The organism is Ramlibacter sp., from assembly GCF_036676645.1.
Taxonomy (GTDB): domain Bacteria; phylum Pseudomonadota; class Gammaproteobacteria; order Burkholderiales; family Burkholderiaceae_C; genus Ramlibacter.
Genome location: NZ_JAKFCM010000113.1, coordinates 70,012 through 95,526 on the forward strand (window position 1 = coordinate 70,012; position 25,515 = coordinate 95,526).

General features: G+C 70.6%; 28 protein-coding genes and 1 pseudogene. 13 read left to right on the top strand and 16 right to left on the bottom strand.

All coding sequences use genetic code 11. The features are described from left to right. Positions 1-340: 340 nt before the first annotated feature. Both V6M57_RS18025 and V6M57_RS18030 read right to left on the bottom strand, forming a co-directional pair. Positions 341-712 carry a hypothetical protein gene (locus tag V6M57_RS18025; protein ID WP_332816380.1) on the bottom strand — a complete coding sequence of 124 codons (372 nt, stop codon included), beginning with the start codon at positions 710-712 and terminating at the stop codon, positions 341-343. Positions 713-907: 195 nt separating this feature from the next. Further along, positions 908-1,735 (bottom strand): ferritin-like domain-containing protein, encoded by an 828-nt coding sequence (locus V6M57_RS18030; RefSeq protein WP_332816381.1) that lies wholly within the window; start codon positions 1,733-1,735, stop codon positions 908-910. A 41-nt stretch (positions 1,736-1,776) separates the two neighbouring features. Between V6M57_RS18030 and V6M57_RS18035 the strand changes: the two genes are divergently transcribed. Continuing rightward, entirely contained in the window at positions 1,777-2,301 is a 525-nt protein-coding gene (locus V6M57_RS18035) for a gamma carbonic anhydrase family protein (protein WP_332816382.1), read from the top strand. Between the two features lie 33 nt (positions 2,302-2,334). Then, on the top strand, positions 2,335-3,300 hold the full coding sequence (hslO, locus tag V6M57_RS18040; RefSeq protein WP_332816383.1) for an Hsp33 family molecular chaperone HslO: 966 nt from the start codon (positions 2,335-2,337) through the stop codon (positions 3,298-3,300). Here the strand turns inward: hslO and V6M57_RS18045 are convergent, their stop codons facing one another. The 7 genes from V6M57_RS18045 to V6M57_RS18075 all read right to left on the bottom strand — a co-directional run bounded on the left by V6M57_RS18045 (position 3,301) and on the right by V6M57_RS18075 (position 9,225). After that, complete coding sequence (locus tag V6M57_RS18045; protein WP_332816384.1) at positions 3,301-3,918, bottom strand: ATP-binding protein; 618 nt, start codon at positions 3,916-3,918, stop codon at positions 3,301-3,303. Beyond that, positions 3,915-4,526, bottom strand: coding sequence for a nicotinamide riboside transporter PnuC (pnuC, locus tag V6M57_RS18050; RefSeq protein WP_332816385.1), 612 nt, complete (start codon positions 4,524-4,526; stop codon positions 3,915-3,917). The genes V6M57_RS18045 and pnuC overlap by 4 nt, the downstream gene beginning before the upstream one ends. A gap of 49 nt (positions 4,527-4,575) precedes the next feature. Next, entirely contained in the window at positions 4,576-4,857 is a 282-nt protein-coding gene (locus V6M57_RS18055) for a septum formation initiator family protein (protein WP_332816386.1), read from the bottom strand. Between the two features lie 27 nt (positions 4,858-4,884). Further along, on the bottom strand, positions 4,885-6,168 hold the full coding sequence (eno, locus tag V6M57_RS18060; RefSeq protein ID WP_332816387.1) for a phosphopyruvate hydratase: 1,284 nt from the start codon (positions 6,166-6,168) through the stop codon (positions 4,885-4,887). Positions 6,169-6,202: 34 nt separating this feature from the next. Then, a complete protein-coding gene (locus tag V6M57_RS18065) occupies positions 6,203-6,508 on the bottom strand; it encodes a DUF1330 domain-containing protein (RefSeq protein ID WP_324913876.1) in 306 nt (101 codons plus the stop codon). A 17-nt stretch (positions 6,509-6,525) separates the two neighbouring features. Beyond that, positions 6,526-7,383: a 3-deoxy-8-phosphooctulonate synthase gene (gene kdsA / locus V6M57_RS18070; RefSeq protein ID WP_332816388.1), complete on the bottom strand. Its 858-nt coding sequence runs from the start codon at positions 7,381-7,383 to the stop codon at positions 6,526-6,528. A gap of 162 nt (positions 7,384-7,545) precedes the next feature. Next, the gene (locus tag V6M57_RS18075; RefSeq protein WP_332816389.1) at positions 7,546-9,225 is read right to left on the bottom strand and encodes a CTP synthase; all 1,680 of its coding nucleotides are present in this window, start codon (positions 9,223-9,225) and stop codon (positions 7,546-7,548) included. A 79-nt stretch (positions 9,226-9,304) separates the two neighbouring features. On the opposite strand from V6M57_RS18075, the gene coaBC reads away from it, so the two are divergent. The 3 genes from coaBC (at position 9,305) to V6M57_RS18090 (ending at position 11,685) form a co-directional block, all read left to right on the top strand. Next, on the top strand, positions 9,305-10,531 hold the full coding sequence (gene coaBC / locus V6M57_RS18080; protein ID WP_332816390.1) for a bifunctional phosphopantothenoylcysteine decarboxylase/phosphopantothenate--cysteine ligase CoaBC: 1,227 nt from the start codon (positions 9,305-9,307) through the stop codon (positions 10,529-10,531). Beyond that, a complete protein-coding gene (dut, locus tag V6M57_RS18085; protein ID WP_332816391.1) occupies positions 10,528-10,974 on the top strand; it encodes a dUTP diphosphatase in 447 nt (148 codons plus the stop codon). Before coaBC ends, dut begins: the two co-directional genes overlap by 4 nt. A gap of 153 nt (positions 10,975-11,127) precedes the next feature. Then, complete coding sequence (locus V6M57_RS18090; protein ID WP_332816392.1) at positions 11,128-11,685, top strand: glycine zipper 2TM domain-containing protein; 558 nt, start codon at positions 11,128-11,130, stop codon at positions 11,683-11,685. Here the strand turns inward: V6M57_RS18090 and V6M57_RS18095 are convergent. Continuing rightward, positions 11,673-12,179 carry an FKBP-type peptidyl-prolyl cis-trans isomerase gene (locus V6M57_RS18095; protein ID WP_332816393.1) on the bottom strand — a complete coding sequence of 169 codons (507 nt, stop codon included), beginning with the start codon at positions 12,177-12,179 and terminating at the stop codon, positions 11,673-11,675. The genes V6M57_RS18090 and V6M57_RS18095 overlap by 13 nt on opposite strands. 32 nt (positions 12,180-12,211) lie before the next feature. Here V6M57_RS18095 and V6M57_RS18100 point away from each other — a divergent pair, with 32 nt between their 5' ends. The 3 genes from V6M57_RS18100 (at position 12,212) to V6M57_RS18110 (ending at position 14,242) form a co-directional block, all read left to right on the top strand. Further along, positions 12,212-13,339: a JmjC domain-containing protein gene (locus V6M57_RS18100; RefSeq protein ID WP_332816394.1), complete on the top strand. Its 1,128-nt coding sequence runs from the start codon at positions 12,212-12,214 to the stop codon at positions 13,337-13,339. Continuing rightward, the gene (locus V6M57_RS18105; RefSeq protein ID WP_332816395.1) at positions 13,336-13,827 is read left to right on the top strand and encodes a hypothetical protein; all 492 of its coding nucleotides are present in this window, start codon (positions 13,336-13,338) and stop codon (positions 13,825-13,827) included. Before V6M57_RS18100 ends, V6M57_RS18105 begins: the two co-directional genes overlap by 4 nt. Before the next feature lie 154 nt (positions 13,828-13,981). Then, the gene (locus V6M57_RS18110) at positions 13,982-14,242 is read left to right on the top strand and encodes a hypothetical protein (protein WP_332816396.1); all 261 of its coding nucleotides are present in this window, start codon (positions 13,982-13,984) and stop codon (positions 14,240-14,242) included. A gap of 152 nt (positions 14,243-14,394) precedes the next feature. On the opposite strand, the gene V6M57_RS18115 is transcribed toward V6M57_RS18110, so the two are convergent. The 6 genes from V6M57_RS18115 to V6M57_RS18140 all read right to left on the bottom strand — a co-directional run bounded on the left by V6M57_RS18115 (position 14,395) and on the right by V6M57_RS18140 (position 19,203). Next, positions 14,395-15,168, bottom strand: coding sequence for an MBL fold metallo-hydrolase (locus V6M57_RS18115; RefSeq protein ID WP_332816397.1), 774 nt, complete (start codon positions 15,166-15,168; stop codon positions 14,395-14,397). Between the two features lie 104 nt (positions 15,169-15,272). Then, positions 15,273-16,358 carry an outer membrane protein assembly factor BamC gene (gene bamC / locus V6M57_RS18120; RefSeq protein WP_332816398.1) on the bottom strand — a complete coding sequence of 362 codons (1,086 nt, stop codon included), beginning with the start codon at positions 16,356-16,358 and terminating at the stop codon, positions 15,273-15,275. 19 nt (positions 16,359-16,377) lie between these two features. After that, the gene (gene dapA, locus V6M57_RS18125; protein WP_332816399.1) at positions 16,378-17,265 is read right to left on the bottom strand and encodes a 4-hydroxy-tetrahydrodipicolinate synthase; all 888 of its coding nucleotides are present in this window, start codon (positions 17,263-17,265) and stop codon (positions 16,378-16,380) included. Next, positions 17,262-17,834, bottom strand: coding sequence for a class I SAM-dependent methyltransferase (locus tag V6M57_RS18130; protein WP_332816400.1), 573 nt, complete (start codon positions 17,832-17,834; stop codon positions 17,262-17,264). Before V6M57_RS18130 ends, dapA begins: the two co-directional genes overlap by 4 nt. Before the next feature lie 11 nt (positions 17,835-17,845). Continuing rightward, positions 17,846-17,986 (bottom strand): hypothetical protein, encoded by a 141-nt coding sequence (locus V6M57_RS18135; protein WP_332816401.1) that lies wholly within the window; start codon positions 17,984-17,986, stop codon positions 17,846-17,848. Further along, a complete protein-coding gene (locus tag V6M57_RS18140; RefSeq protein WP_332816402.1) occupies positions 17,983-19,203 on the bottom strand; it encodes an MFS transporter in 1,221 nt (406 codons plus the stop codon). Before V6M57_RS18140 ends, V6M57_RS18135 begins: the two co-directional genes overlap by 4 nt. Positions 19,204-19,361: 158 nt before the next feature. Here V6M57_RS18140 and V6M57_RS18145 point away from each other — a divergent pair, with 158 nt between their 5' ends. From V6M57_RS18145 to V6M57_RS18165, 5 genes and pseudogenes are all read left to right on the top strand, one after another. Next, entirely contained in the window at positions 19,362-21,335 is a 1,974-nt protein-coding gene (locus V6M57_RS18145; RefSeq protein ID WP_332816403.1) for a DNA topoisomerase IV subunit B, read from the top strand. A 9-nt stretch (positions 21,336-21,344) separates the two neighbouring features. Then, positions 21,345-21,908 (top strand): GNAT family N-acetyltransferase, encoded by a 564-nt coding sequence (locus V6M57_RS18150; protein ID WP_332816404.1) that lies wholly within the window; start codon positions 21,345-21,347, stop codon positions 21,906-21,908. A 92-nt stretch (positions 21,909-22,000) separates the two neighbouring features. Then, positions 22,001-22,837 (top strand): lytic transglycosylase domain-containing protein, encoded by an 837-nt coding sequence (locus V6M57_RS18155; protein WP_332816405.1) that lies wholly within the window; start codon positions 22,001-22,003, stop codon positions 22,835-22,837. A 55-nt stretch (positions 22,838-22,892) separates the two neighbouring features. Then, positions 22,893-25,253, top strand: coding sequence for a DNA topoisomerase IV subunit A (gene parC / locus V6M57_RS18160; protein ID WP_332816406.1), 2,361 nt, complete (start codon positions 22,893-22,895; stop codon positions 25,251-25,253). Between the two features lie 11 nt (positions 25,254-25,264). Beyond that, positions 25,265-25,515: pseudogene (locus tag V6M57_RS18165) on the top strand (PaaI family thioesterase); the annotation flags it as partial.

Consider the following 25,515-nt stretch of genomic DNA (forward strand, 5'->3'; position numbering starts at 1 on the left):
CGGCGGCGTGGAAAGCAGACACGCACCGAAGCCGGCGTCGGCGCAGCCTCCCCGAACAAGCGCAGGGCTGAAGGGCCTGCGTGCGCCCCGCGGGATAAGGGCGGCCTAACGACCGTTCGCCGGAGTAGCGCCCGGCCCGTGTCCCTGCAATGGGACGTGCTGATCCAGCCGATGCTCCATCGCCTGCGCGCGGCGAAGCGGCTGGAGGACATGCTGGCACTGCCGGGAACTGGCGGCGCTGGCGGGCTGCCACCGGCCCACCGAGCTGCGCCTCAGGGCCGGGGCCCTGTCCGATCGCCTGCGCGCCGCCGCATGATTGCCGCGCCCCGCGCGGCCGCCGTCAGGCGGGAGGGTTCCACACGGCCAGCGCGAGCACCAGGAAGCCCACCACCGCCACGGCGGCGTGCACCAGCACCAGCCAGACCGGCAGCGCCTGGTTCTTCCAGTGGTACCCGAGGTTCAGCACCAGGCCGCCGGCGGCGGCGACCACGAGGATGGCCACCCCCAGCCATCCGCCCCCGGACAGGTGGCCGGTGAATCCGGCATAGAGCAACAGCGTCAGGCCGGCGCCGGCCAGCAGGCCGTGCACCATGGTGATCAGCGGCGGCGGGTGTGCGCGGCCGGAAAACCGCATCCCGGCCATCAGCAGGCCGCCCAGGGCGGCAATGGCCAGCAGCACGATGGCGGTGCGAAGCATCAACAGGGGTTCCATGGCAGAGGTTCCTTCTCGTTCTTTCGAGCAGGGCGGCGCCGGACCGGCGGGCCCTCCCCAAGGGACGCACGAAACCGGAAAAGGTGACAGGACCGGCGGTCGGCGGAGGGCCGGCCGCCATCGCAGGCGGGATTCAAGCGGCGGGAGATGGATTGCGGGGCGAGCCAGGGCGAGCCCGCAATGACACGAAATGGGTCATCCCGGCAAACGCCGGGAACCCTCTCCTGTGGACGGCATGCCGTCGTCGGCGGCCAGGACAGCGAGTTCGGCTTCCTCGAAACCGGCCCGGCGCCGGGCCTCGAGGTTGAAGGGTCCGCGCAGGCGTGGCGCCCCGTGGCGGGCGGCAAGCGCCGCATAAGCCTGCACGGGATCGAGGCCGCGCTCGGCGCACAGCAGGCGGTACCAGTGGTTGCCGACACGCACGTGGCCGATCTCGTCGCGCAGGATGATGTCCAGGATCCCGGCGGCGTGCGCATCGCCGGCCTCGAGCAGCCTGGCCCTGATGGGCGGCGAGGCATCCAGGCCGCGCGCTTCCAGCGTGCGGGGCACCAGCGCCAGCCGCGCCAGCAGGTCGCCCTTCGTCTTTTCCGCCATCTCCCACAGGCCGTTGTGGGCCGGGAAGTCGCCATAGTCGTGGCCCAGCGAGCGCAGGTGGGCGCGCAGCAGCTGGAAGTGCAGCGCTTCCTCGCGCGCGATCGCGATCCACTGCCGGTAGAACAGCGGCGGCAGGCCGTGGAAGCGCCACACGATGTCCGCCGCCAGGTCGATGGCATTGAGCTCGATGTGGGCCAGGGCGTGGATGAGCGCCGCGCGGCCTTCCGGCGTGCGCACCGAACGCCGCTTCAGCCCCGCGGGCGCCACCAGCCGCGGCTGCGCCGGCCGGCCCGGAATGCCCGCGGGCTCGGCCATCGCTTCGGCTTCGCCCAGCCAGCCGTCCGCGCGCAGGGCGCGCGCCATCTCCGCCTTCAGCTCGGGCCGGGGCTGCAACAGCACAGCCAGTGCCTCCTGCCGCGCGGTACGCATCCCTACAATTCCTGGTTTCAGCATTGCGAGCGCATTCTTCCATGGCCCTCTACGAACTCGATGGCGCCGCGCCCCGGCTGGGCGAAGGCGCCTGGGTCGCCGACAGCGCGCAGGTGATCGGCACCGTCGAACTCGGCAACGACGCCAGCGTGTGGTTCAACACCGTGATCCGCGGCGACACCGAAACCATCCGCATCGGCAACGGCAGCAACATCCAGGACGCCTGCGTCCTGCATGCCGACGAGGGCAAGCCGCTGACCATCGGCGACCACGTCACGGTGGGGCACCAGGTGATGCTGCACGGCTGCACCGTGGGCGACAACTCGCTCATCGGCATCCAGGCGGTGGTGCTCAACGGCGCCAGGATCGGCCGCAACTGCATCGTGGGTGCCGGCAGCGTGGTGACCGAGGGCAAGGAGTTTCCCGACAACTCGCTCATCATCGGCTCGCCCGCCAAGGTCGTGCGCACGCTCGACGAGGCGGCGGCGGCGAAGCTGGCCCTGAGCGCGAAGAACTACGTGGCCAACAGCCGGCGCTTCGCCCGGGGCTTGAAGAAGATCGGCTGACCGCCATCTGCCCGGGTTTGGGCATTTCCCTGCATGTCGGAGCTCCACAAGTTCATCTTCGAAGGCCTGCCGGTTCGCGGCGCGCTGGTGCGCCTGACCGGCGCCTGGACCGAGATCCTGGCGCGGCGCCAGGCCAACAGTGCCACCGGGGCCTGGCCGCCGCCGGTGGCCGAGTTGCTGGGCGAGATGGCGGCGGCCGGCGTGCTGATGCAGTCCAACATCAAGTTCAACGGCGCGCTGGTGCTGCAGGTCTTCGGCGACGGGCCGGTCAAGGTGGCGGTGGCCGAGGTGCAGCATGACCTGGCCCTGCGCGTGACGGCCAAGGTGCTGGGCCACGTGCAGCCGGCCGACCGGCTGCCCGACCTGGTGAACGTGCACAACAAGGGTCGCTGCGCCATCACGCTGGATCCGCGCGACAAGCTGCCGGGGCAGCAGCCCTACCAGGGCGTGGTGCCGCTGCACGGCGACCATGGCGAGAAGCTGGCCCGCCTGAGCGACGTGCTGCAGCACTACATGCTGCAGTCGGAACAGCTCGACACCACGCTGGTGCTGGCCGCCGACGCCAAGGTGGCGGCCGGGCTGCTGATCCAGCGCCTGCCGGCGGAAGGCGAGGGCAACCTGGCCGGCAAGGCCAACGAGGACGAGATCGGGCTGAACGAGCACTACAACCGGATCGCGACGCTGGCGTCCAGCCTGCAGCGCGACGAGTTGCTGGAGCTCGATGCCGACACCGTCCTGCGGCGGCTGTTCTGGGAAGAGCGGCTGATGCGCTTCCCGGCGCAGGCGCCGCGCTTCGCCTGCACCTGCAGCCGCGAGCGCGTCGCCAACATGATCCGCAGCCTGGGCCGCGAGGAAGCCGAGGGCATCGTCGAGGAGCAGGGCGGCATCGAGGTCGGCTGCGACTTCTGCGGCCAGCAGTACCGGTTCGATGCGGTCGACGCCGCCCAGCTGTTCGCCTCGCCGGGCGACCAGCCGCCGGTGACGTCGGCGGTGCAGTGATCAGCGCAGCCTGAACAGGCGGTGCTCGCAATCGGGGTCGCTGCACTTGTCGCAGGCCCATTTCCATCGGCTGGCCGCCGGAGCCGGCGGCTTGTCGCCCAACCGCGCCAGCACCGGCGCCAGCGCATGGCGCGTGCGCTCCTCGCCACTGCCGTAGACCACCCGGTAGGGCGCGCCGGCTTTCGCCAGCCCTTCGCGCACCAGCGCATCGACCGGCTCGCGCACGTGCGGGCCGTCGCGCTGCAGGCCGTCCGCCACCCAGGCCAGGTCGAGGCCCGTGACCAGCGTGAGGTCGTAGCCGCGCTGGCGCTCCAGCGCGAACCGGTACAGCGTGCCGTCGTCGAAGAGCATGGCGCTGTAGATGGCCACCATCAGCGCCGTCGTGTCGGCGATCACGATCGCGGCGCCGGCGGCGGCGTCGTCGACGCGCCGCTCCTGCTCCTGCGCGATCGGCCATTGTTCTTCCGGCCGCGGCGTGCGGCCCTCGCGCACGCACCACTCGCGCAGCACCTCCGGCACCACGGCGACGGCATGCCCGCGTGCGCGCAGCGCGTCGGCCATGCGCAGCGACAGCTCCGTCTTGCCGGTGCTCTCGGCGCCGAGCAGCGCGATCTTCATGGGGCCGCCGCCCGCGCGCGCCAGGCCCGCCAGCCGACCCCGCTGAGCGCGATGAACACGAGGTACAGGCCCGCCGTCAGCCACAGGCCCTTGTAGGCGAAGAGCGCCACGCTGACGGTGTTCACGGCGATCCAGGCCAGCCAGTTCTCCAGCAGCTTGCGCCCCAGCAGCACCTGCCCGACCAGGCTGAGGGCCGTCGGAAAGGCGTCCCACCAGGGCACGTCGGTGTCGGTGAAGGCCTTCAGCACCCAGCCGAGCGCCGGCCAGGACAGCCCGAAGGCCAGCAGGGACGCGCCCCAGCCCCGCGCCGTCAGCCGGTGCACCCGCAGGGGCGCGCCGTCGCGGCCCTTGCCGCGCAGCCACTGCGCCCAGCCCCAGAGCGCCACCACGGCGAACACCACCTGCAGCCCGGCCTCGCCATACAGGCGGCTGCGCCAGAACAGCAGGAAGTACAGCAGCGAGGCCACGATGGCCAGCGGCCAGCCCCAGTGGATCTCGCGGATGTTCAAGCCCACCATGGCCAGCGACAACGCGACGGCCACCAGTTCCAGCCAGGTGACCGGCGAGCCCCACAGGGCGAACGCCGAAGCGAACCAGGACTCGGGCATCAGCTTGCGCGCCGCGCGCTGCTGCGGCGCCCTGCGAAACCGCGGCGCCTCACTTGGGCGTCACGACGTTGACGAAGATCTCGTCGGGCTTGACCATGCCCAGTTCGGCGCGCGCCTTCTCCTCGACCATCCCCAGGCCCTCCTTGAGGTCGCGCACCTCGGCCGCCAGCCGCTCGTTGGCCTGCTGCGCCTGGATGTTGGCGGCCTGCTGCTGCTGCAGCTTGCGCTGCATCTCGCCCACGCTGCCCACGCTGCCGCGCCCGAACCACAGCTGCGCGTGCACGATGGCGAGCAGCGCGATCAGCAGGGCCGGGACGATGCGGGACGACATGGCCGGTCCGGAGGAGTGCCGCGGCGGCTAGCGCAGGTTGTAGAAGGCCGCGCGGCCCGGGTACTGGGCGATGTCACCCAGGTCTTCCTCGATGCGCAGCAGCTGGTTGTACTTGGCCATCCGGTCCGAGCGCGACAGCGAGCCGGTCTTGATCTGGCCGGCGTTGGTGCCCACCGCGATGTCGGCGATGGTGCTGTCCTCGGTCTCGCCCGAGCGGTGGCTGATCACGGCCGTGTAGTTGGCGCGCTTGGCCATCTCGATGGCCGCGAAGGTCTCGGTCAGGGTGCCGATCTGGTTGATCTTGATGAGGATGGAGTTGGCGATCTTCTTGTCGATGCCTTCCTTCAGGATCTTCGTGTTGGTGACGAACAGGTCGTCGCCCACCAGCTGCACGCGCGAACCGAGCTTGTCGGTCAGCTGGCGCCAGCCGTCCCAGTCGCCCTCGGCCATGCCGTCCTCGATGCTGATGATCGGGTACTTGTCGCACCAGGAAGCCAGGATGTCGCCCCAGGCGCCGGCTTCCAGCACCTTCCCTTCCGCTTCGACGTGGTACTTGCCGTCCTTGAAGAACTCGCTGGAGGCGCAGTCCAGGCCGAGGGCGATCTGCTCGCCCGGGCGGTAGCCGGCGGCTTCGATCGCCTGCAGGATCATGCCGATCGCCGCCTCGTGGTTCTCGACGTTGGGCGCGAAGCCGCCTTCGTCGCCGACCGCCACGCTCATGCCCTTGTCGTGGATGATCTTCTTCAGGGCGTGGAACACCTCGGCGCCGTAGCGCAGCGCCTCGCGGAAGCTGGGCGCGCCCACCGGGATGATCATCAGCTCCTGCAGGTCCAGGTTGTTGTTGGCGTGGGCGCCGCCGTTGACCACGTTCATCATGGGCACCGGCAGCTGGCAGCCGTTCATGCCGCCGAAGTAGCGGTACAGCGGCAGGCCCGATTCCTCGGCGGCGGCGCGCGCCACCGCCATCGACACGGCCAGCATCGCGTTGGCGCCCAGCTTGCTCTTGTTCTCGGTGCCGTCCAGGTCGATCAGGGTCTTGTCCAGGAAGCCCTGCTCGGAGGCGTCCAGGCCCAGCACCGCTTCGGAGATCTCGGTGTTGACGTGCTCCACCGCGCGCAGCACGCCCTTGCCCAGGTAGCGGGCCTTGTCGCCGTCGCGCAGCTCGATGGCCTCGCGCGAGCCGGTGGACGCGCCGGACGGCACGGCGGCGCGGCCCATGGTGCCGGACTCCAGCAGCACGTCGCATTCCACGGTGGGGTTGCCGCGCGAGTCCAGGATCTCGCGGCCGACGATGTCAACGATTGCACTCATTGAAGGCTTCTCTCGGTTTCTTGGGAATTCGGATTCAGACCGGCGCGGCGACGCCTTCGACCAGCACCATGTTGAAGAACGAGGTCGCGCCCGCGCGCAGCTGGCGCGCCTGGGTGTACTGCGCGTCGTCGTAGAAGGCCTTGGCCTGCTCGAAGCTGGGGAAGCGCAGCATGGCCATGCGGGCCGGCTTCCAGTCGCCCTCCAGCGTCTCGTGGCGGCCGCCGCGCACCAGGTATTCGCCGCCGAAGGCCTTCACGGCCTCGGGCGCGCGCGCCATGTATTCCTTGTAGCGCTCCGGGTCGGAGATGTTCATGTCGACGATGACGTAGGCAGCAGGCAATGCGTTCTCCTTGGCGCTCAGGCGCTGAAATCGTTCTCGAGGAATCCGTTCTTCTTGGTGACCCGGTCGAGTGCCAGCAGCGTCTCGAGCAGGGCCTGCATGTGCTTGAGCGGCACCGCGTTGGGGCCGTCGGACAGGGCCTTGTCCGGGTCCGGGTGGGTTTCCATGAACAGGCCGGCCACGCCGACTGCGACGGCCGCGCGCGCCAGCACCGGCACCATCTCGCGCTGGCCGCCCGAGCTGGTGCCCTGGCCGCCCGGCAGCTGCACCGAATGGGTGGCGTCGAACACCACCGGGGCGCCGGTCTCGCGCATGATCGCGAGCGAGCGCATGTCCGACACCAGGTTGTTGTAGCCGAAGCTGGCGCCGCGCTCGCAGGCCATGAAGCTGTCCTCGGGCAGGCCCTTCTCGCGCGCGGCGGCGCGGGCCTTGTCGATGACGTTCTTCATGTCGTGCGGGGCCAGGAACTGGCCCTTCTTGATGTTCACCGGCCGGCCCGACTGCGCCACGGCGCGGATGAAGTCGGTCTGGCGGCACAGGAAGGCCGGCGTCTGCAGCACGTCGACCACCTTCGCCACAGCGGGGATCTCGGCTTCGGTGTGCACGTCGGTGAGGACGGGCAGGCCCAGATCCCTCTTGACCTTGGCCAGGATCTCCAGCCCGCGCGCCATGCCGGGGCCGCGGAAGCTGGCGCCGGAGGAGCGGTTGGCCTTGTCGTAGCTGCTCTTGAAGATGAAGGGAATGCCCAGCGCGGCGGTGATCTCCCCGAGGCGACCGGCCGTGTCCATCTGCAACTGCTCGCTCTCGACCACGCAGGGGCCGGCGATCAGAAAAAACGGCCTGGTGAGGCCGATGTCGAAACCGCAGAGCTTCATGGGTTCATGTCATTGCGGGATTGATCCGGGGCCGCATGTCATTGCGGGCTTGAGGAGTCGGCGGGAGCTGGATCCCGGCTTTCGCCGGGATGACATGTGCGAGGGATGACAGGTGCGAGGGATGACATGGAAGGGGTCGCACGCCGGAGGCGGCCCACGTCCTCATGCCACCACCTTGAGCTTGCCGCTGCCCGGCTTGCGCTGCGCCTGGTGGTCCAGCGCGGCCTTGATGAAGGCGTTGAACAGCGGGTGGCCGTCCCAGGGGGTGGACTTGAACTCGGGGTGGAACTGCACGCCCATGAACCAGGGATGCACCTCGCGCGGCAACTCGACGATCTCGGTCAGGTGCTCGCGCTGGGTGAGGGCGGAGATCACCAGCCCGGCGTTGCGCAGGCGGTCCAGGTAATGCACGTTGGCCTCGTAGCGGTGGCGGTGCCGCTCGTTGACGACGTCGCCGTAGATCTTGTGGGCCAGCGTGCCCCTGGCCACGTCGGAGCTCTGCGCGCCCAGCCGCATGGTGCCGCCCAGGTCGGACTGCTCGTCGCGGCGCTTGACGGTGCCGTCGGCGTCCTGCCACTCGGTGATCAGCGCGATCACGGGGTGCGGCGTGCCCGGCTCGAACTCGGTGCTGTTGGCGTCCTGCAGGCCGGCCACGTGGCGGGCGTACTCGATGGTGGCGACCTGCATGCCCAGGCAGATGCCCAGGTAGGGGACCTGGTTCTCGCGGGCGAAGCGGGCCGCGGCGATCTTGCCTTCGATCCCGCGCTTGCCGAAGCCGCCGGGCACCAGCACTGCGTCGTACTGGCCGAGCTGCTTGACGCTGTCGGGCGCGAGGGCCTCGGAATCGAGGTAGTCGATCCTCACGCGCACGTGGTTCTTCAGCCCCGCGTGCTTGAGCGCCTCGTTGAGCGACTTGTAGCTGTCGGACAGGTCGACGTACTTGCCGACCATGGCGATCGTGACCTCGCCCTGCGGATGCTCGACCTCGTGCACCAGGTCGTCCCAGCGGCGCAGGTTGGCGGGCGGCGTGTTCAGGCGCAGCTTGTCGCAGATCAGGCCGTCCAGGCCCTGCTCGTGCAGCATGCGCGGCACCTTGTAGATGGTGTCCACGTCCCACATCGAGATCACGCCCCATTCGGGCACGTTGGTGAACAGCGAGATCTTGGCGCGCTCTTCCTCGGGGATCTTGCGGTCGGCCCGGCACAGCAGCGCGTCGGCCGAGATGCCGATCTCGCGCAGCTTCTGCACCGTGTGCTGGGTGGGCTTGGTCTTGAGCTCGCCGGCGGCGGCGATGAACGGCACGTAGGTCAGGTGCACGAACGCCGTGCGGTTGGCGCCCAGCCGCAGGCTCATCTGCCGCGCCGCCTCCAGGAAGGGCAACGATTCGATATCGCCGACGGTGCCGCCGATCTCCACGATGGCGACGTCGGCCGCATCGGATTCGCCGACGTGGGCGCCGCGCTGGATGAACTCCTGGATCTCGTTGGTGACGTGCGGAATGACCTGCACCGTCTTGCCCAGGTAGTCGCCGCGCCGTTCCTTCTCGAGCACCGACTGGTAGATCCGGCCGGTGGTGAAGTTGTTGACCTTGCCCATGCGGGTGGTCACGAAGCGCTCGTAGTGGCCCAGGTCGAGGTCGGTTTCGGCGCCGTCGTCGGTGACGAACACCTCGCCGTGCTGGAACGGCGACATCGTGCCCGGATCGACGTTGATGTACGGATCGAGCTTGATCAGGGTGACTTTGAGGCCCCGCGATTCCAGGATCGCAGCGAGGGAGGCTGAGGCGATTCCCTTGCCCAGGGAGGACACCACACCGCCGGTGACGAAGACGAATTTGGTCATGTCGATCGGAAGGGCGCGCTTCCGAATGGTGGTGGTAAAGCCAGATTATAGGGAAGGGGCCGCCGCTTACACTCGCGCCATGAACGACCTGCAGGGCAAGCGCCTCGTCCTCGGCCTGACCGGCGGTATCGCCTGCTACAAGGCCGCGGAATTGTGCCGGGCGCTGGTGAAGGAAGGCGCCGCCGTGCAGGTGGTGATGACCGAGGCGGCCGAGCGCTTCATCACCCCGGTCACCCTGCAGGCGCTGTCGGGGCGCGCCGTGTTCACCTCGCAATGGGACGCGCGCGAGCCGAACAACATGCCCCACATCAACCTGTCGCGCGAAGCCGACGCCATCGTCGTCGCGCCGTGCAGCGCCGACTTCATGGCCAGGCTGGCCGTCGGCCGGGCCGACGAGCTGCTCAGCCTGCTGTGCGTGGCCCGCCCGATCGGCCGGGTGCCGCTGCTGCTGGCGCCGGCGATGAACCGCGAGATGTGGGCGCACCCGGCCACGCAGCGCAACATGGCGCAGCTCGCGCAGGACGGCGCAGTGCTGCTCGGCGTCGGCCGCGGCGACCAGGCCTGCGGCGAGACCGGCGACGGCCGCATGCTGGAGCCGGCCGAACTGCTGGAGGACATCACCGCCTTCCTGCAGCCCAAGCCGCTGCGCGGCCAGCGCGTGGTGGTCACGGCGGGGCCGACCTTCGAGGCCATGGACCCGATCCGCGGCATCACCAACCACTCGTCCGGCAAGATGGGGTTCGCCATCGCGAGGGCCGCCCGGGAAGCCGGTGCCGAGGTCACGCTGGTGGCCGGCCCGGTGCACCTGCCGACGCCGCGCGGCGTCCGGCGGGTCGACGTGACGTCGGCGCGCCAGATGCTGCAGGCCACGCTGGCCGCCGTGCCCGAAGCCGACGTCTTCGTGGCCACCGCGGCCGTGGCCGACTGGCGGCCCGCCAGCGAGGCCGGCGAGAAGATCAAGAAGGACGGTTCCGGCCAGCCCCCGGTGCTTGCCTTCACCGAGAACCCGGACATCCTGCAGACCGTGGCGCAGGGCGAGCGGGCGCGCAGCGGCCGCCTGTTCTGCGTCGGCTTCGCCGCCGAGAGCCACGACCTGCTGGCCCACGCCCGTGCCAAGCGCGCGCGCAAGGGCATCCCGCTGCTGGCCGGCAACATCGGCCCGCTCACCTTCGGCCTCGACGACAACCAGCTGCTGCTGGTGGACGAGCACGGCGAGCAGGAGCTGCCGCGCGCGCCCAAGCTGCAGCTGGCCCGGATGCTGGTCGCCGAAATCGCGCGCCGGCTGCCCGGCAACCTTCCCGCATGAGAGTCGACGTCAAGATCCTGGATCCGCGCATGACGGACCAGTTGCCCACCTATGCCACGCCCGGCAGCGCCGGGCTGGACCTGCGCGCCTGCATCGAGCGGCCGCTGGAGCTGCCGCCCAACGACTGGAAGCTGGTGCCCACGGGCATCGCGATCTGGCTGAAGGACCCCGGCTACGCCGCGCTGATCCTGCCGCGCTCGGGGCTGGGCCACAAGCACGGCATCGTGCTGGGCAACCTGGTCGGCCTGATCGACAGCGACTACCAGGGCCAGCTGATGGTCAGCTGCTGGAACCGCAGCGACACGCCGTTCACGCTGCAGCCGATGGAGCGGCTGGCGCAGCTGGTGATCGTGCCGGTGGTGCAGGCGCGGTTCAACGTGGTCGCCGAGTTTCCCGCCACCCAGCGCGGCGAGGGCGGGTACGGTTCCACCGGCAAGGCCTGAGGCGCGGTCCGGCGCGCGCCTACAGCCTCTCCCGCGGTCTCCTACAACCATGCGCGGCAATGGCGGTGGCACGGCCGGCGCCGGAATGCCTGTAATGAAAAGCACGGGGCGCGCCCTGGCTGCGCCGTTGTCTGCATTTCCCAGGAGAGTTCCATGCGCAATCGCATCTTCACCCTCGCCGGCGCCACCGTCGTCGCGGCCGGCCTCGCCGCTTGCGGCAGCAACCCCACCCAGCCCGTCGCCACCTATCCCAGCACGCCGGTCTACCCGAGCGTGAGCACGGCGCCCGGCACCACCTATCCCAGCGCCACCACCGCGCAGACGGTACCGCAAGGCGTGGAAACCGGCCGCGTGACCGACATCCAGACCGTGCAGATGGGGGCCACCAGCGCCACCAACCCCGGCGTGCGCAATGCGGTGGTGGGCGGCATCATCGGGGCGGTGGTCGGCAACATCGCCGGCAAGCACATCAACGAAGGCGACAACCGCAGCGCGGCCACCGTGCTGGGTGGCGCGGCCGGGGCGGCCATCGGCAACCGCATGGGCCAGCGGCAGGAGAGCACCGCGGCCGCCGGCGCGGCGGGCCCGGCCTATCGCGTCACCGTGCAGACCGACCAGGGCCAGTGGCGCACCTACGAGGTCGGCGCGCTGGGCGACCTGCGCGTGGGCGACCGCGTGCGGGTCGAGAACGGGGTGATCTACCGCTCCTGATCGCTGCGCTCCACGCGGAAGAACCCCGTACCGGCCGAACCGCGCCCGATCTCCTCCTCGGTGGCCTCGCGCACGCCTTCCACCTTCAGGTGCAGGCGCAGCGCGATGCCGGCCAGGGGGTGGTTGCCATCCACCACCACGTGGTCGGGATAGATCTCGGTGACGGTGTACAGGCGATCGGCCGGCGCTTGCGGGCTGGCGCCCCGGGGCAGTCCCTCGAAGGTCATCCCTTCTTCCAGTTCCGCGGGGAACAGGGCGCGCGGCTCCAGGAACACCAGCTGGTCGTCGTAGTCGCCGAACGCATCTTCCGGCTCCAGGTGCAGGTCGAGCCGGGCGCCGGGTTCGTGGCCTTGCAGCGCCTCTTCGATGCGGGCGAGCAGGTCGTCGCCGCCCACCAGGAACTCCACCGGATCGGACAGCACGTCCAGCTCCTCGCCCAGGGTGTCCTTGAGCGTCCAGGTCAGGGCGACGACGCATTGCGGGGTGACTTGCATAGGCGAGAATTCTCGCAGTTCCCCCGCCCTCGATGGACGTCCACCTGCCCTCGCCGCTGCTCGGCGGCCTGTCGCCGCGCCAGTTCATGAAGCGCCACTGGCAGCGCAAGCCGCTGCTGGTGCGCGGTGCCATCCCCGGGTTCCGGCCCCTGCTGGGACGCGCCGGTCTGTTCGCGCTGGCCGCGCGCGAGGAGGTGGAGTCGCGCGTGGTCGAGCAGCAGGCGGGCGGGCAGTGGACGCTGCGCCGCGGTCCGTTCGCGCGGCGCGTCCTGCCGCCGCTGTCGCGCGCCGGCTGGACCCTGCTCGTCCAGGGCGTGGACCTGCACCTGGACACCGCGCACGAGCTGCTGCAGCGCTTCCGCTTCGTGCCGCAGGCACGGCTCGATGACCTGATGATCAGCTATGCGACGCACGGCGGCGGCGTCGGCCCGCACTTCGACAGCTACGACGTGTTCCTGCTGCAGGCGCAGGGTCGGCGCCGCTGGCGCATCGGCCGGCAGGAGGACCTCTCGCTGCAGGAGGGCGTGCCGCTGAAGATCCTGGCCGGCTTCGAGCCGCAGGAGGAGCACGTGCTGGAGCCGGGCGACATGCTGTACCTGCCACCCCGCCATGCGCACGACGGCATTGCCGAGGGGGAGTGCCAGACGTACTCGATCGGCTTTCGCGCGCCGCAGCGGTCCGAGCTGGCGCGCGAGCTGCTGCTGCGCCTGGCCGACGAGGACGCCGGCGATGCGGGCGAGGCGCTGTACCGCGACCCCGGCCAGAGCGCCGTGCGCGCGCCCGGCGAGATTCCGCCCGAGCTGCGGCGCTTCGCGCAGGAAGCCCTGCGCGCCGCGCTGAAGGACCCGCAGGCGTTGCCGCGCGCACTCGGCGAGTACCTGAGCGAGCCCAAGCCCGACGTCTGGTTCGAGCCGGGGGCGGCACCGGGGGCCCGCCGTTCGGTGCGGCTGGACCGCCGCACCCGCATGCTCTACGACGGCCGCCACCTGTTCATCAACGGCGAGAGCTGGCATGCCTCGGGACCGGACGCGCGGCTGATGCGCCGGCTGGCCGACGAGCGCCGGCTGGACGGCGCCGAGCTGTCGCGCGCCAGCGAGGAGGCCCTGCAGCTGCTGGCGGCCTGGTGCGAAGCCGGCTGGGCGCACGAGGAGCCGGCATGAGCGCGGCGGCGCTGCCGCAGGGCCGCTTCGAAGGGCGGCAGGCGTTCGCGCAACTCGTGCGCGATGCGCTGGCCTGCGCCGCGCGCGAGGGCTGGCGCGAGGTGGTCCTGGCCGATCCGTCCTTCGCCGACTGGCCGCTGGGCGAACGCGCGGTGGCCGAGTCGCTGCACGCCTGGTCGGCGGGCGGGCGCCGCTGCGTGCTGCTGGCGCGCCGCTACGACGAGCTGCCCCGGCGGCACGCCCGCTTCGTGAGCTGGCGGCAGGCCTGGTCGCACATCGTCGAGGCACGGGCCTGTCCCTCGGCCGACGAGCTGGAAGTCCCCAGCCTGGTCTGGAGTCCCGGCTGGGTGATGCAGCGCATGGACCCGCAGCGCTGCATCGGCGTCAGCGGCAGCGAGCCGGCGCGGCGGCTCGCGCTGCGCGAACTGCTGGGCGAGTGGCTGCAGAAAAGTTCGCCGGCATTTCCGGCGACGACGCTGGGCCTGTGACGCCTGTTGCCATCAGGGTCACACGCGTGAAACAGGGTTTGAACCTATAATTTTTTGTTGAGCAGACGCAGCTCGAGTTGCCGCTGCTCATGCAGCGCGCCATCGGGGTAGCGCCGCAGTTTCCGGAAATTCGAAAACCCAAAGGATCCTCCCAATGAAGAACTCGCTCGTCCTGGCGTCGCTGGTGGCCGCCGTCGCCCTGACCGCCTGCGGCAAGACCGAAGAGCCCGCTCCTGCGCCGGCTCCCGCGCCTGCCGCTGCTCCCGCTCCTGCACCCGCGCCGGCGCCGGCCGCCGCTCCGGCTGCCGCACCGGCCGCCTCCGAGGCTGGCGCCGCCCCGGCCGCTGCTCCGGCTGCTTCCGATACCGCTGCGGCTCCCGCCGCTGCGCCGGCTGCGTCCGCCGCCAGCAAGTAAGCGCTGCGCGCCCCCTGCAAAAGCCGCCTTCGGGCGGCTTTTGTGCTTCTTGTCGTCCCGGCGAAGGCCGGAACCGTCTGCCGCCGCCTGCGGCGTGCGTGTCCGGTCGACCGACGATTCGATCGCGGCTCGAGGCCGCAACGACACGATCCTCAGGCCGCCAGCCAGCCGCTGCCGCTGGGGCCGTCGGCGACGTGTACCTCGACCGCCGTCCCCAGTGTCGCAGCGAGGGCGGCGCGCGCCAGGTCGGGGCGGTTGTTCTGCTCGCTCAGGTGCGCGGCCACCACCTGCCTGAGGCCATGCCCGAGCAGCGCCTGCGCGATGGCGGCGGCGTCGCCGTTGGCCAGGTGGCCCCAGTCGCCGCCCACGCGCTTCTTCAGGAAGAAGGGGTAGGGCCCGCTTTGCAGCAGCTGCGGGTCGTGGTTGCACTCCAGCAGCAGGGTGTCGCAGCCGGCCAGCTGGCCGATGATGTGCGGCGTGGCATGCCCGAGGTCGGTCAGGATGCCCAGCCGCGCAGCGCCGTCGGTGCAGGTCAGCTGCAGCGGCTCGCGCGCGTCGTGCGGCACCGTGAACGGGCGCAACCGCAATTCGCCCAGCTCGATGTCCACGCCGTCGCCGGCCACGCGCAGCAGTCCGTCGAAGTCCGGCTGGCCCAGCCCCAGCCACGTGCCCTCGGACATCCACACCGGGATGCGTTCGCGCAGCGCCAGCGTTCGCGCGCAGCCGATGTGGTCGGCGTGCTCGTGGGTGATGAAGATGGCATCGACCTGTTCGGCCAGCAGGCCGGCCTGCCCCAGGCGCTTGTCCAGCGTCCTTATCCCCAGGCCGCAGTCGACCAGCAGGTGGGTGGTGGCGCTGCCGCTGCGCGCCTGGACGATCGTGGCGTTGCCCGAGCTGCCGCTGCCCAGGCTCTTGAAGCGGATCATGCCCGGCCCGCGGCTACCGCGATGGCGAACGACGCGTTCCCCGCACGCCCTCGCCGCCGCGCGGCCCGAGCGACCCCGTGGCCGAAGTCACTCGTCATCCCCCGTCACTTCAGGTCGTCCGCGATGACCTGGACGATCCGCTGCGCATTGGCCGAAGCCGCGGGCGCGCCCTTGTCGTCGAGCACCGAGACGGTGGTGGAGTCGCCCTGGCTGCGCACGGCGATGCGGTACTTCAGCGGCGCCTCGGCCTGCTCGCTGCGCCCGAAATTCAGCAGCTTGCCGAAGAAGCCCGGCTCCTTGCGGTCGGCGTTGGGCGCCACGTAGCGCACGAAGTAGGTGCCCTGGCTGCGATCGCGGTCCTCGACCGTGAAGCCGGTGCGGTCCAGCGCAAGGCCCACGCGGCGCCACGCGCGGTCGAAGCCTTCGTCGATCTGCACGACCGGCGTGTCGTCGACGGTGGCCACGCGCGCGATGGGCTTGTCCGAGCCGGCCGCGACCAGCGCCTTGGACTGCTCCTGCGACACGCCCAGCTCCACCATCAGCCGGCGCAGGAATTCGGTCTCGAGTTCCGGGTCGGACGGGCGCGGCTGCCACACCGTCTGGTCCTTCTGGGTGTTGCTGTAGACCTCGATCATGCCGCGGTGGCTGACGTAGATCTCGGTGCCGCCGTTGGGGGCGCGCTCGAAGCGGGTGCGGAAGCGGTCGCGCTCGGCGGTCGAGTAGACCGAGTCGATCAGCTTGCCCAGGGTGCTGCGGATGATGTCCTGCGGGATCTTGGCGCGGTTCTCGGCCCAGTCGGTCTCCATGATGCCCAGGTTGGGCTGGTCCATGGAGAGCAGGAAGCCGTTCTCCTGCCAGAAATCGCGCACGGGCCCCCACAGCTGGTCGGCCGGACGGTTGACGACCAGCCAGCGCTTGTCGCCGGCCCGCTCGATGCGCACGTCGCCCACGGTGTTGGCGGCCGTGGGAACGCCGGAGGCCGCCTGTCCGACCTGGTAGGAACTGGCCGTGACGGGGCCGCCCGGTACCTGGTAGCGCGAGTCGCGGGCCAGCTGGGTCAGGTCCGGCGGGACTTCCAGCGTCGGCCCCTTGCTGGCCGACTTGTAGTCGATCCGGTCGTTCTCCAGGACCGAGCAAGCCGCCAGCGCGGCGCAGGCGGCCAGCACGCCCAGCTTTGCAAATCGCTTCACGTCTTTCCTTCTCTCGGGTTCAGGCCAGCACGCCGGCGGAGCGCAGCGCAGCCTCCACCTGCGCGTGGTAGGCAGGCGCCAGCGGCGTCATCGGCAGGCGCAGCGCCGGGCCGCACAGGCCCATGCGCGCCATGGCCCACTTCAGCGGGATCGGATTGGCTTCCACGAACAGCTGCCTGTGCAGCGGCAGCAGGCGGTTCTGGATCTCCATGGCCTGGCGCGCCTGGCCCTTCACGGCCGCCATGCACAGCTCGTGCATGAGGCGCGGCGCCACGTTGGCGGTGACGCTGATGTTGCCGTCGCCGCCGCAGAGCATCAGTGCGACCGCGGTCGGGTCGTCGCCGGAATACACGGAGAACCCGGCCGGACGGTCGCGCAGCAGCCACTGGGCGCGCTCGATGTTGCCGGTGGCTTCCTTGATGCCGACGATGCCGGGCACCTGCGCGAGCCGCAGCACGGTGTCGTGCTGCATGTCCGCGACCGTGCGTCCGGGCACGTTGTACAGCACCATCGGCAGGTCGCCCACCGCCTCGGCGATGGCCTTGAAGTGCCGGTACTGGCCTTCCTGGGTGGGCTTGTTGTAGTAGGGCACCACCTGCAGCTGGCAGTCGGCGCCGACCTTCTTCGCGAACTTCGCCAGCTCGATCGCCTCGGCGGTGGAGTTGGCGCCGCAGCCGGCCATGACGGGCACCCGCCCTTTCGCCTGCTCGACCGAGACGCGGATGATCTCCTGGTGCTCCTGCACGTTGACCGTGGGCGACTCGCCGGTGGTGCCGACCACGCCGATGCAGTCGGTGCCCTCGGCGATGTGCCAGTCGATCAGCTTGCGCAGGGTGGGATAGTCCACGCTGCCGTCGTCCTGCATCGGGGTCGCCAGGGCCACGATGCTGCCAGTGATGGAGGTCATTGTCGGGTTCGCTCGGGAATGGCGGATTCTATCTGGAGGCGGTAGCGAGCCCTTCCGTCGGCAGGACCCATCCGCACCGCTGCGGCGCGCTGGACGAAGCGCGGCGGATCGTCCAGGTAACCGTCCTCGTAGGCCACGATCCGCAGGCCGCGGCACAGTTCCAGCAGCTCGCCATGGCGCAGCAGGAAGTCCGGCCGCGAGGGCTTGCCCACGGTCTCGTTGCCTTCGGCAAAGGTCTCGTAGAGCAGCACGCCGCCCGGCGCCAGGCTGCCCAGCAGGGCCGGCCACAACGGCCGCCACAGGTAGTTGGTGACGACCAGCGCGTCGAAGGTTTCACCCGCGAACGGCCAGGGGCCGTTCTCGATGTCGGCCTGGACCGTGCGGCCGGCGGCCGAGGCGAAGGCCAGCGCGCCTGGGTCGCGGTCGACGCCGGTCACGACATGGCCGAGGCGCGCGAACCAGCGCATGTGGCGGCCGGCGCCGCAGGCCACGTCGAGCACGGTGCCGCCGGCCGGGACCAGGTGGCTCCAGCGGCAGACCCAGTCGGAAGGCGGCTGCAGGCCGTGCATGGCGCCCATCCTCAGGCGCCGAAGCAGGCCCAGATCTGTTCGGTCAGCATCACCGTCACCTGCGGCTGGGCGTACAGCGCGAACACCGCCGCCAGCAGGGCCACGGCGGCGCCCCAGGCCAGCAGCTTGCGGGTGCGGCCGACCCTGCTCATGCGGGCTGCGCCAGCGGGGCGCGGCGGATCGGCGCCTCGCGCACGGGCAGGTTGACGAGTGCCGCGAACACGCCCAGCGCGATCGCCAGCCACCAGACGATGTCGTAGCTGCCGGTGCGGTCGTACAGCAGGCCGCCCAGCCAGACCCCCATGAAGGAGCCGATCTGGTGGCTGAAGAACACGAAGCCGCTCAGCATCGACAGGTGGGCCACGCCGAAGATCTGCGCCAGCGTGGCATTGGTGGGCGGCACGGTGGACAGCCACAGCAGGCCGATGACCGCCGAGAACAGGTACACCGACGCCGGCGTCAGCGGCGCCCACAGGAAGGCCACGATGGCCACCGAGCGGCCGAAGTAGATCGCCGCCAGGATCTTGCGGCGCGCGAACTTCTGCCCCAGCACGCCGACGGCGTAGGTGCCGAACACGTTGAACAGCCCGATCAGCGCCAGCGCGTAGCTGGCCACCTGCGGCGACAGGCCCTCGTCCTTCAGGTAGCTGGGCATGTGCACGCCGATGAACACCACCTGGAAGCCGCAGACGAAGTAGCCGGCCATCAGCAACTGGAAGCTGGGGTACCGGAAGGCCTCGCGCAGCGCCTGCACGATGGTCTGCTCGCGCGGCGCCGGCTGGCCCGACTGGAAGCCGGGCTCGCGCAGGCCCCAGGCGAACGGGCCGATCAGCAGCACCAGCGCCGCCAGCACCAGCAGCGCCTGCTGCCAGCCCAGCCCGCTGATCAGGAAGCCCTCCACCGGCACCATCAGGAACTGGCCGAAGGAGCCGGCGGCCGCCGCCACGCCCATGGCCCAGGACCGCTTGGACGGGTCGATCTGCCGGCCGATGATCCCGTACACCACGGCATAGGTGGTGGCCGCCTGCGCCGCGCCGATCAGCACGCCGGCCGTGAGGGCGAACAGGAACGCGTTCGGGGACAGCGCCATCCCCACCAGCCCCAGCGCATACAGCACGGCGCCGCCGGCCAGCACCCGGAAGGCGCCGAAGCGGTCGGCCAGCATGCCGGCGAACACGCCGAACACGCCCCAGGCCAGGTTCTGCACCGCCAGCGCGAAGGCGAAGGTCTCGCGTGTCCAGCCCTGGGCCTGGGTGATCGGCTGCAGCCACAGGCCGAAGCCGTGGCGGATGCCCATGGACAGCGTGACGACCATGGCGCCGCACAGCACGACCTGGCGCATGGAGAGGCGGGCGGGCGAAAAAACCATCGCTCGAATGTAGCGAATCGGCCCGGCGGGCGACCGTCGCCGCCCTGACAACCCCCATGAAATCGCGGCCCGGGATTGATGCGTGGCGGGCATCGATGCTGCCCGCAGCTGTGGATCCATACAGCCCCGAAGGGGTGCCCGACTACAATCCGCCTCCCATGGCCACGCGTTCCTCCCTCGCCACCGACTATTCCGAAGGCTCCATCCGCGTCCTCAAGGGCCTGGAGCCGGTCAAGCAGCGGCCGGGCATGTACACCCGCACCGACAACCCGCTGCACGTCGTCCAGGAAGTGCTGGACAACGCCGCCGACGAGGCCCTGGCCGGCCATGGCAGGCGCATCAAGGTCACGCTGCACGCCGACGCCTCGGTCAGCATCGAGGACGACGGCCGCGGGATCCCCTTCGGGCTGCACCCGGAGGAACAGGCGCCGGTGATCGAACTGGTGTTCACCCGGCTGCACGCGGGCGGCAAGTTCGACAAGGGCAAGGGCGGCGCCTACAGCTTCTCCGGCGGCCTGCACGGCGTCGGCGTGTCGGTGACCAACGCGCTGGCCAGGCGCATGGAAGTCACCAGCCACCGCGAAGGCCAGGTCGCCACCATCGTGTTCTCCGGCGGCGACGTGGTCGAGGACCTACAGGTGCGCAAGCTGGCCGAGGGCGAGCGGCGGCAGGGCACCACGGTGCGCGTCTGGCCGGAAGGCAAGTACTTCGAGTCGAGCCAGCTGCCCATGGCCGAGTTGCAGCACCTGCTGCGCAGCAAGGCGGTGCTGATGCCCGGCGTGGCCGTCTACCTGGTCAACGAGAAGACGCGCGAGAGCCAGAGCTGGCAGTACAAGGGCGGCCTGCGCGACTACCTGCTGCAGACCCTGCCGGCCGACCCGGTGATCCCGCTGTTCGAGGGCGAGGGCTTCGCCGACAACAGCGAGACCTTCGCCGAGGGCGAGGGCGCGGCCTGGTGCGTGGCCTTCACCGACGAAGGCCACCCGGTGCGCGAGAGCTACGTCAACCTGATCCCCACCAGCGCCGGCGGCACCCACGAGAGCGGCCTGCGCGACGGCCTGTTCAACGCCGTCAAGGGCTTCATCGAACTGCACTCGCTGCTGCCCAAGGGCGTCAAGCTGCTGCCCGAGGACGTGTTCGCCCGCGCCAGCTACGTGCTGTCGGCCAAGGTGCTGGACCCGCAGTTCCAGGGCCAGATCAAGGAACGGCTCAATTCGCGCGACGCGGTGCGGCTGGTCTCCAGCTTCGTGCGGCCGGCCCTGGAGCTGTGGCTCAACCAGCACGTGGAGTACGGCCGCAAGCTGGCCGAGCTGGCGATCAGGGCGGCGCAGACCCGGCAGAAGGCCGGCCAGAAGGTGGAAAAGCGCAAGGGCTCCGGCGTGGCCGTGCTGCCCGGCAAGCTGACCGACTGCGAGAGCCGCGACATCTCGCACAACGAGGTGTTCCTGGTGGAGGGCGATTCGGCCGGCGGCAGCGCCAAGATGGGCCGCGACAAGGAGTCGCAGGCCATCCTGCCGCTGCGCGGCAAGGTGCTCAACACCTGGGAGGTCGAGCGCGACCGCCTGTTCGCCAACACCGAGATCCACGACATCGCGGTGGCGATCGGGGTCGACCCGCACGGCCCCAGCGATGAACCCGACCTGTCCGGCCTGCGCTACGGCAAGGTCTGCATCCTGTCCGACGCCGACGTCGACGGCTCGCACATCCAGGTGCTGCTGCTGACGCTGTTCTTCCGGCACTTCCCCAAGCTGATCGAAGCCGGCCACGTGTACGTGGCACGGCCGCCCCTGTTCCGGGTGGACGTGCCGGCGCGCGGCAGGAAGCCGGCCGGCAAGGAATACGCGCTCGACGAGGGCGAGCTGACCCGCATCCTCGACAAGCTGCGCAAGGAGGGGGTCAGGGAAGGCGGCTGGACCATCAGCCGCTTCAAGGGACTGGGGGAGATGAGTGCCGAGCAGCTGTGGGAGACCACGCTCAACCCCGACACGCGCCGGCTGCTGCCGGTGCAGCTGGGCAAGCTGGATTTCGCCGGTACCGAGGGCCTGATCACCAAGCTGATGGGCAAGGGCGAGGCGGCGGCCCGGCGCGAGCTGATGGAACTGCACGGCGACGCCGTGGAAGTCGACGTCTGACCCGGACGGATGACGACGATGCTGCCGGCCGCCGAATCGCCTTCGCCGCGCTCGCCGGCGCGCGTGCGGCTGCGCCCGACCATGCAGAGCGACCTGGCGTACGTGCTCTCGGTCGAGCGCGACCCCGCCAACCTGCCGTACATCACGCCCTGGGAACGCACCCAGCACGAGGCGGCGATCCGCTTTCCGGATTTCCGGCACTTCATCATCGAAGGCGGGGACGGGCTGGTCTCGGTCGGGTTCCTGATCCTGATCGGCTGCAAGAGCCCGAACCAGTCGCTGGAACTCAAGCGCATGGTGGTGCAGGACAAGGGCGCGGGCTACGGCCGGGCGGCGCTGCGGGTGGCCAAGAGGGTGGCCTTCGACGACCTGGGTGCGCACCGCTTCTGGCTGGACGTGCGAACGCACAATGCGCGGGCGCGCGGCGTGTACGAAAGCGAGGGTTTCGTGGCCGAAGGCACGCTGCGCGAGTGCGTGCGCGGAGCCGACGGCTTCGATTCGCTGGTGGTGATGTCCATGCTGCAGGCCGAGTTCGCAGCGCGGCGCGCCCAGGGGCTGGAGTCGACGGCATGAGGCTCAGGTCGTCGTTGCGCAGGGGGCTGGGATTTCCGTGCGACGTGCCCGGGGGTGCTGGCACCTGGAGATGGATCCCGGCTTTCCCCGGGATGACACCTGGGGCCGGGCTGGCGGCAGCGGTCTTTCTTGCGCTGGCCTTCACGCTCGCGCCGGCCCGGGCCGACGTCTGGGGCTACGTCGACACCCGGGGCGTCGCGCACTTCGCCCCCGAGCGGCTGGACGATCGCTACGAACTGTTCTTCCGCGGCGGCGAGAGCTTCGATACGGCCGAGGGCGTGGCCGCCCGCCGGCCGACGCCGCGCCCGGTGGCGGTGCCCTCCGGCAGCGCCTCGCGGCTGTTCGCCTTCTTCGAAGTCTCGCCCGGCTACAAGCAGGTCCAGCACCACCTGCGCGAAGCCTCCCGGGTCCACGGCATCGATGTCGAACTGCTCAAGGCCCTGGTCGCCACCGAGTCGGGCTTCGACTCCGCCGCGGTCTCGCCCAGGGGCGCAGTGGGCCTGATGCAGGTGCTGCCATCCACCGCGCAGCGCTACGGCGTCAGCGCCGACCGCCAGCAGAGTGTGGAGAAGAAGTTGGCCGACCCGCGCACCAACATCCGCGCCGGCGCCCGCTACCTGCGCCACCTGCTCGACCTGTTCCCCGGCCGGCTGGAGCTGGCGCTGGCCGCGTACAACGCGGGCGAGGGGGCCGTGCAGCGCGCGGGCAACCGGATCCCCGACTACCGCGAGACCCGCCAGTACGTGCAGACGGTGATGCAGCTGTACGCCATGCTGAAGCCGCCGGCAGCGGTGGCGGCCGGCCGGAGCGTCCCGCGCCGTGTGCGCGTCGAACTGGCCGGCCCGCCGGGCGGCGCTGCCGGCCGCGGCAACCTGCCGCCTTCGCTGGCGGCGCGCCCGCCGGGGCTGGCGTCCGCCGGCACCGATTGAAGCCAACCCCGCGCGCCCGGCGCCCTGGCGGCCGGGCACGCCCTGGACCTGACCGATGAGCGACCAAGAACAACTGATTTCCCTGGATGACGGCGGCAGCGACGACCAGATCGACCTGGCCAGCTACGCCCAGCGTGCCTACCTGGAATACGCCCTCAGCGTGGTCAAGGGCCGCGCGCTGCCGGACGTGAGCGACGGCCAGAAGCCGGTGCAGCGCCGCATCCTGTATTCGATGTGGCGCATGGGCCTGGGCTTCGGCGGCGGCGCCGGCGCCAAGCCGGTCAAGAGCGCCCGGGTTGTCGGCGACGTGCTGGGCCGCTTCCACCCGCACGGCGACCAGGCGGCCTACGACGCGCTGGTGCGCATGGCGCAGGACTTCAGCCAGCGCTACCCGCTGATCGACGGCCAGGGCAACTTCGGCAGCCGCGACGGCGACGGGGCGGCGGCCATGCGCTACACCGAGGCGCGGCTGGCCAGGATCACCAACCTGCTGCTGGAGGAGATCGACGAAGGCACGGTCGACTTCGCGCCCAACTACGACGGCAGCACGCAGGAGCCGCTGCAGCTGCCCGCCCGCCTGCCGTTCGCGCTGCTCAATGGCGCCAGCGGCATCGCGGTCGGCCTGGCCACCGAGATCCCCAGCCACAACCTGCGCGAGGTGGCCGACGCCTGCGTGGCGCTGGTGAAGAACGCGAAGCTGTCCGACGAGGAGCTGTTCGCCCTGCTGCCCGGCCCCGACTACCCCGGCGGCGGCCAGATCATCAGCAGCGCCGGCGACATCGCCGAGGCCTACCGCAGCGGCCGCGGCTCGCTGAAGGTGCGGGCGCGCTGGAAGATCGAGGAGCTGGCGCGCGGCCAGTGGCAGCTGGTGGTGCACGAACTGCCGCCCGGCGTCAGCACGCAGCGCGTGCTGGAGGAGATCGAGGAGCTCACCAACCCCAAGGTGAAGTCGGGCAAGAAGGCGCTGCTGCACGAGCAGCTGCAACTGAAGCAGGCCGTGCTGGCCGTGCTGGACGCGGTGCGCGACGAGTCCAGCAAGGACGCCGCGGTGCGCCTGGTGTTCGAGCCCAAGACCAGCCGCATCGACCAGGGCGAGCTGGTCACCACGCTGCTGGCGCACACCAGCCTGGAGACTTCGGCGCCGATCAACCTGACCTCGGTCGGGCTGGACGGCCGGCCGGTGCAGAAACCGCTGCGCCAGATGCTCACCGAGTGGATCCAGTTCCGCCAGCGCACCATCGAGCGCCGCTCGCGGCACCGGCTGGACAAGGTGCTGGACCGCATCCACATCCTCGAAGGGCGGCAGCTGGTGCTGCTGAACATCGACGAGGTGATCGCCATCATCCGCGGCAGCGACGAGCCCAAGGCGGCGCTGATCGAGCGCTTCCGCCTCTCGGACCGGCAGGCCGAGGACATCCTGGAGATCCGCCTGCGGCAACTGGCCCGGCTGGAGGCGATCCGCATCGAGCAGGAACTGAAGAGCCTGCGCGAGGAGCAGAAGAAACTGGAAGAGATCCTGGGCAGCCCGGCCGCGCTGCGCCGGCTGATGGTCAGGGAGATCGAGCAGGACGCCAAGCAGTTCGCCGATGCGCGCCGCACCCTGATCCAGGCCGAGAAGCGCGCCGTCGCCGAAGTGCGCGTGGTCGACGAGCCGGTGACGGTGGTCGTCTCGCAGAAGGGCTGGGTGCGCGCCCGCCACGGCCACGGCCACGAGGCGGGCAGCTTTGCCTTCAAGGCGGGGGATGGCCTGTACGGCACCTTCGAGTGCCGCACCGTGGACACGCTGCTGGCCTTCGGCGGCAACGGGCGCATCTATTCGATCCCGGTGTCCACGCTGCCGGGGGGCCGCGGCGACGGCCAGCCGGTGACCACCTTCATCGACCTGGAAGCCGGCACGCAGCTCGTGCATTACTTCGCCGGCGCCGCCGGTGCCTGGCTGCTGCTGTCCAACAGCGCAGGCTACGGCTTCCTGGCCACGGTGGAGAACATGACGTCGCGCCAGCGCGGCGGCAAGTCCTTCATCAGCTGCGGCGAGGGCGAGGCGGTGTGCAGGCCCTCGCCGGCCAACGTGCCGGCGCCCGCGGGCGCCGCTGCAACGGGGTTGCACGCGCCCGCGACGCACGTCGCCTGCGCGTCCACCGGCGGTCGCATCCTCACCTTCGAGATCGGCGAGCTGCGCCCGCAGGCCAACGGCGGCCGCGGCCTGATGCTGATCGACCTGGAGGCCAGGGACGCGCTGGCCGGCGCCGCGGCCTACACGCGCAGCGTGCGGCTGTCGGGTGTCGGCCGCGGCGGCAAGGAGCGGGAAGAGACGCTGGAGATCCGGTCGTTGAACAATGCCCGGGGCGCGCGTGGCCGCAAGGGCAAGGCGGCGGACCTGGGCTTCAAGCCGGTGACGATCGAACGGGTGGAATGAGGGGCAACGCAGTGAACAAGCCAGGCAGGCAGGAGATCGCGGATTTCATCGCGACGGAGTTCCCGCAGACGCGGGTGCAGATCGTGGAAGTGGGCGGGCGGTCGGCCACCGTGGTCCACGAGGTCGGCCCCGCCGAGCTGCGGCCGGGCGGCACCGTCTCGGGGCCGGTCATGATGGCCACCGCCGACGTGGCGCTGTACGTCGCCATCCTGGGCGAGATCGGCATCGTGCCGCTCACGGTCACCACCAGCCTGAACTTCAA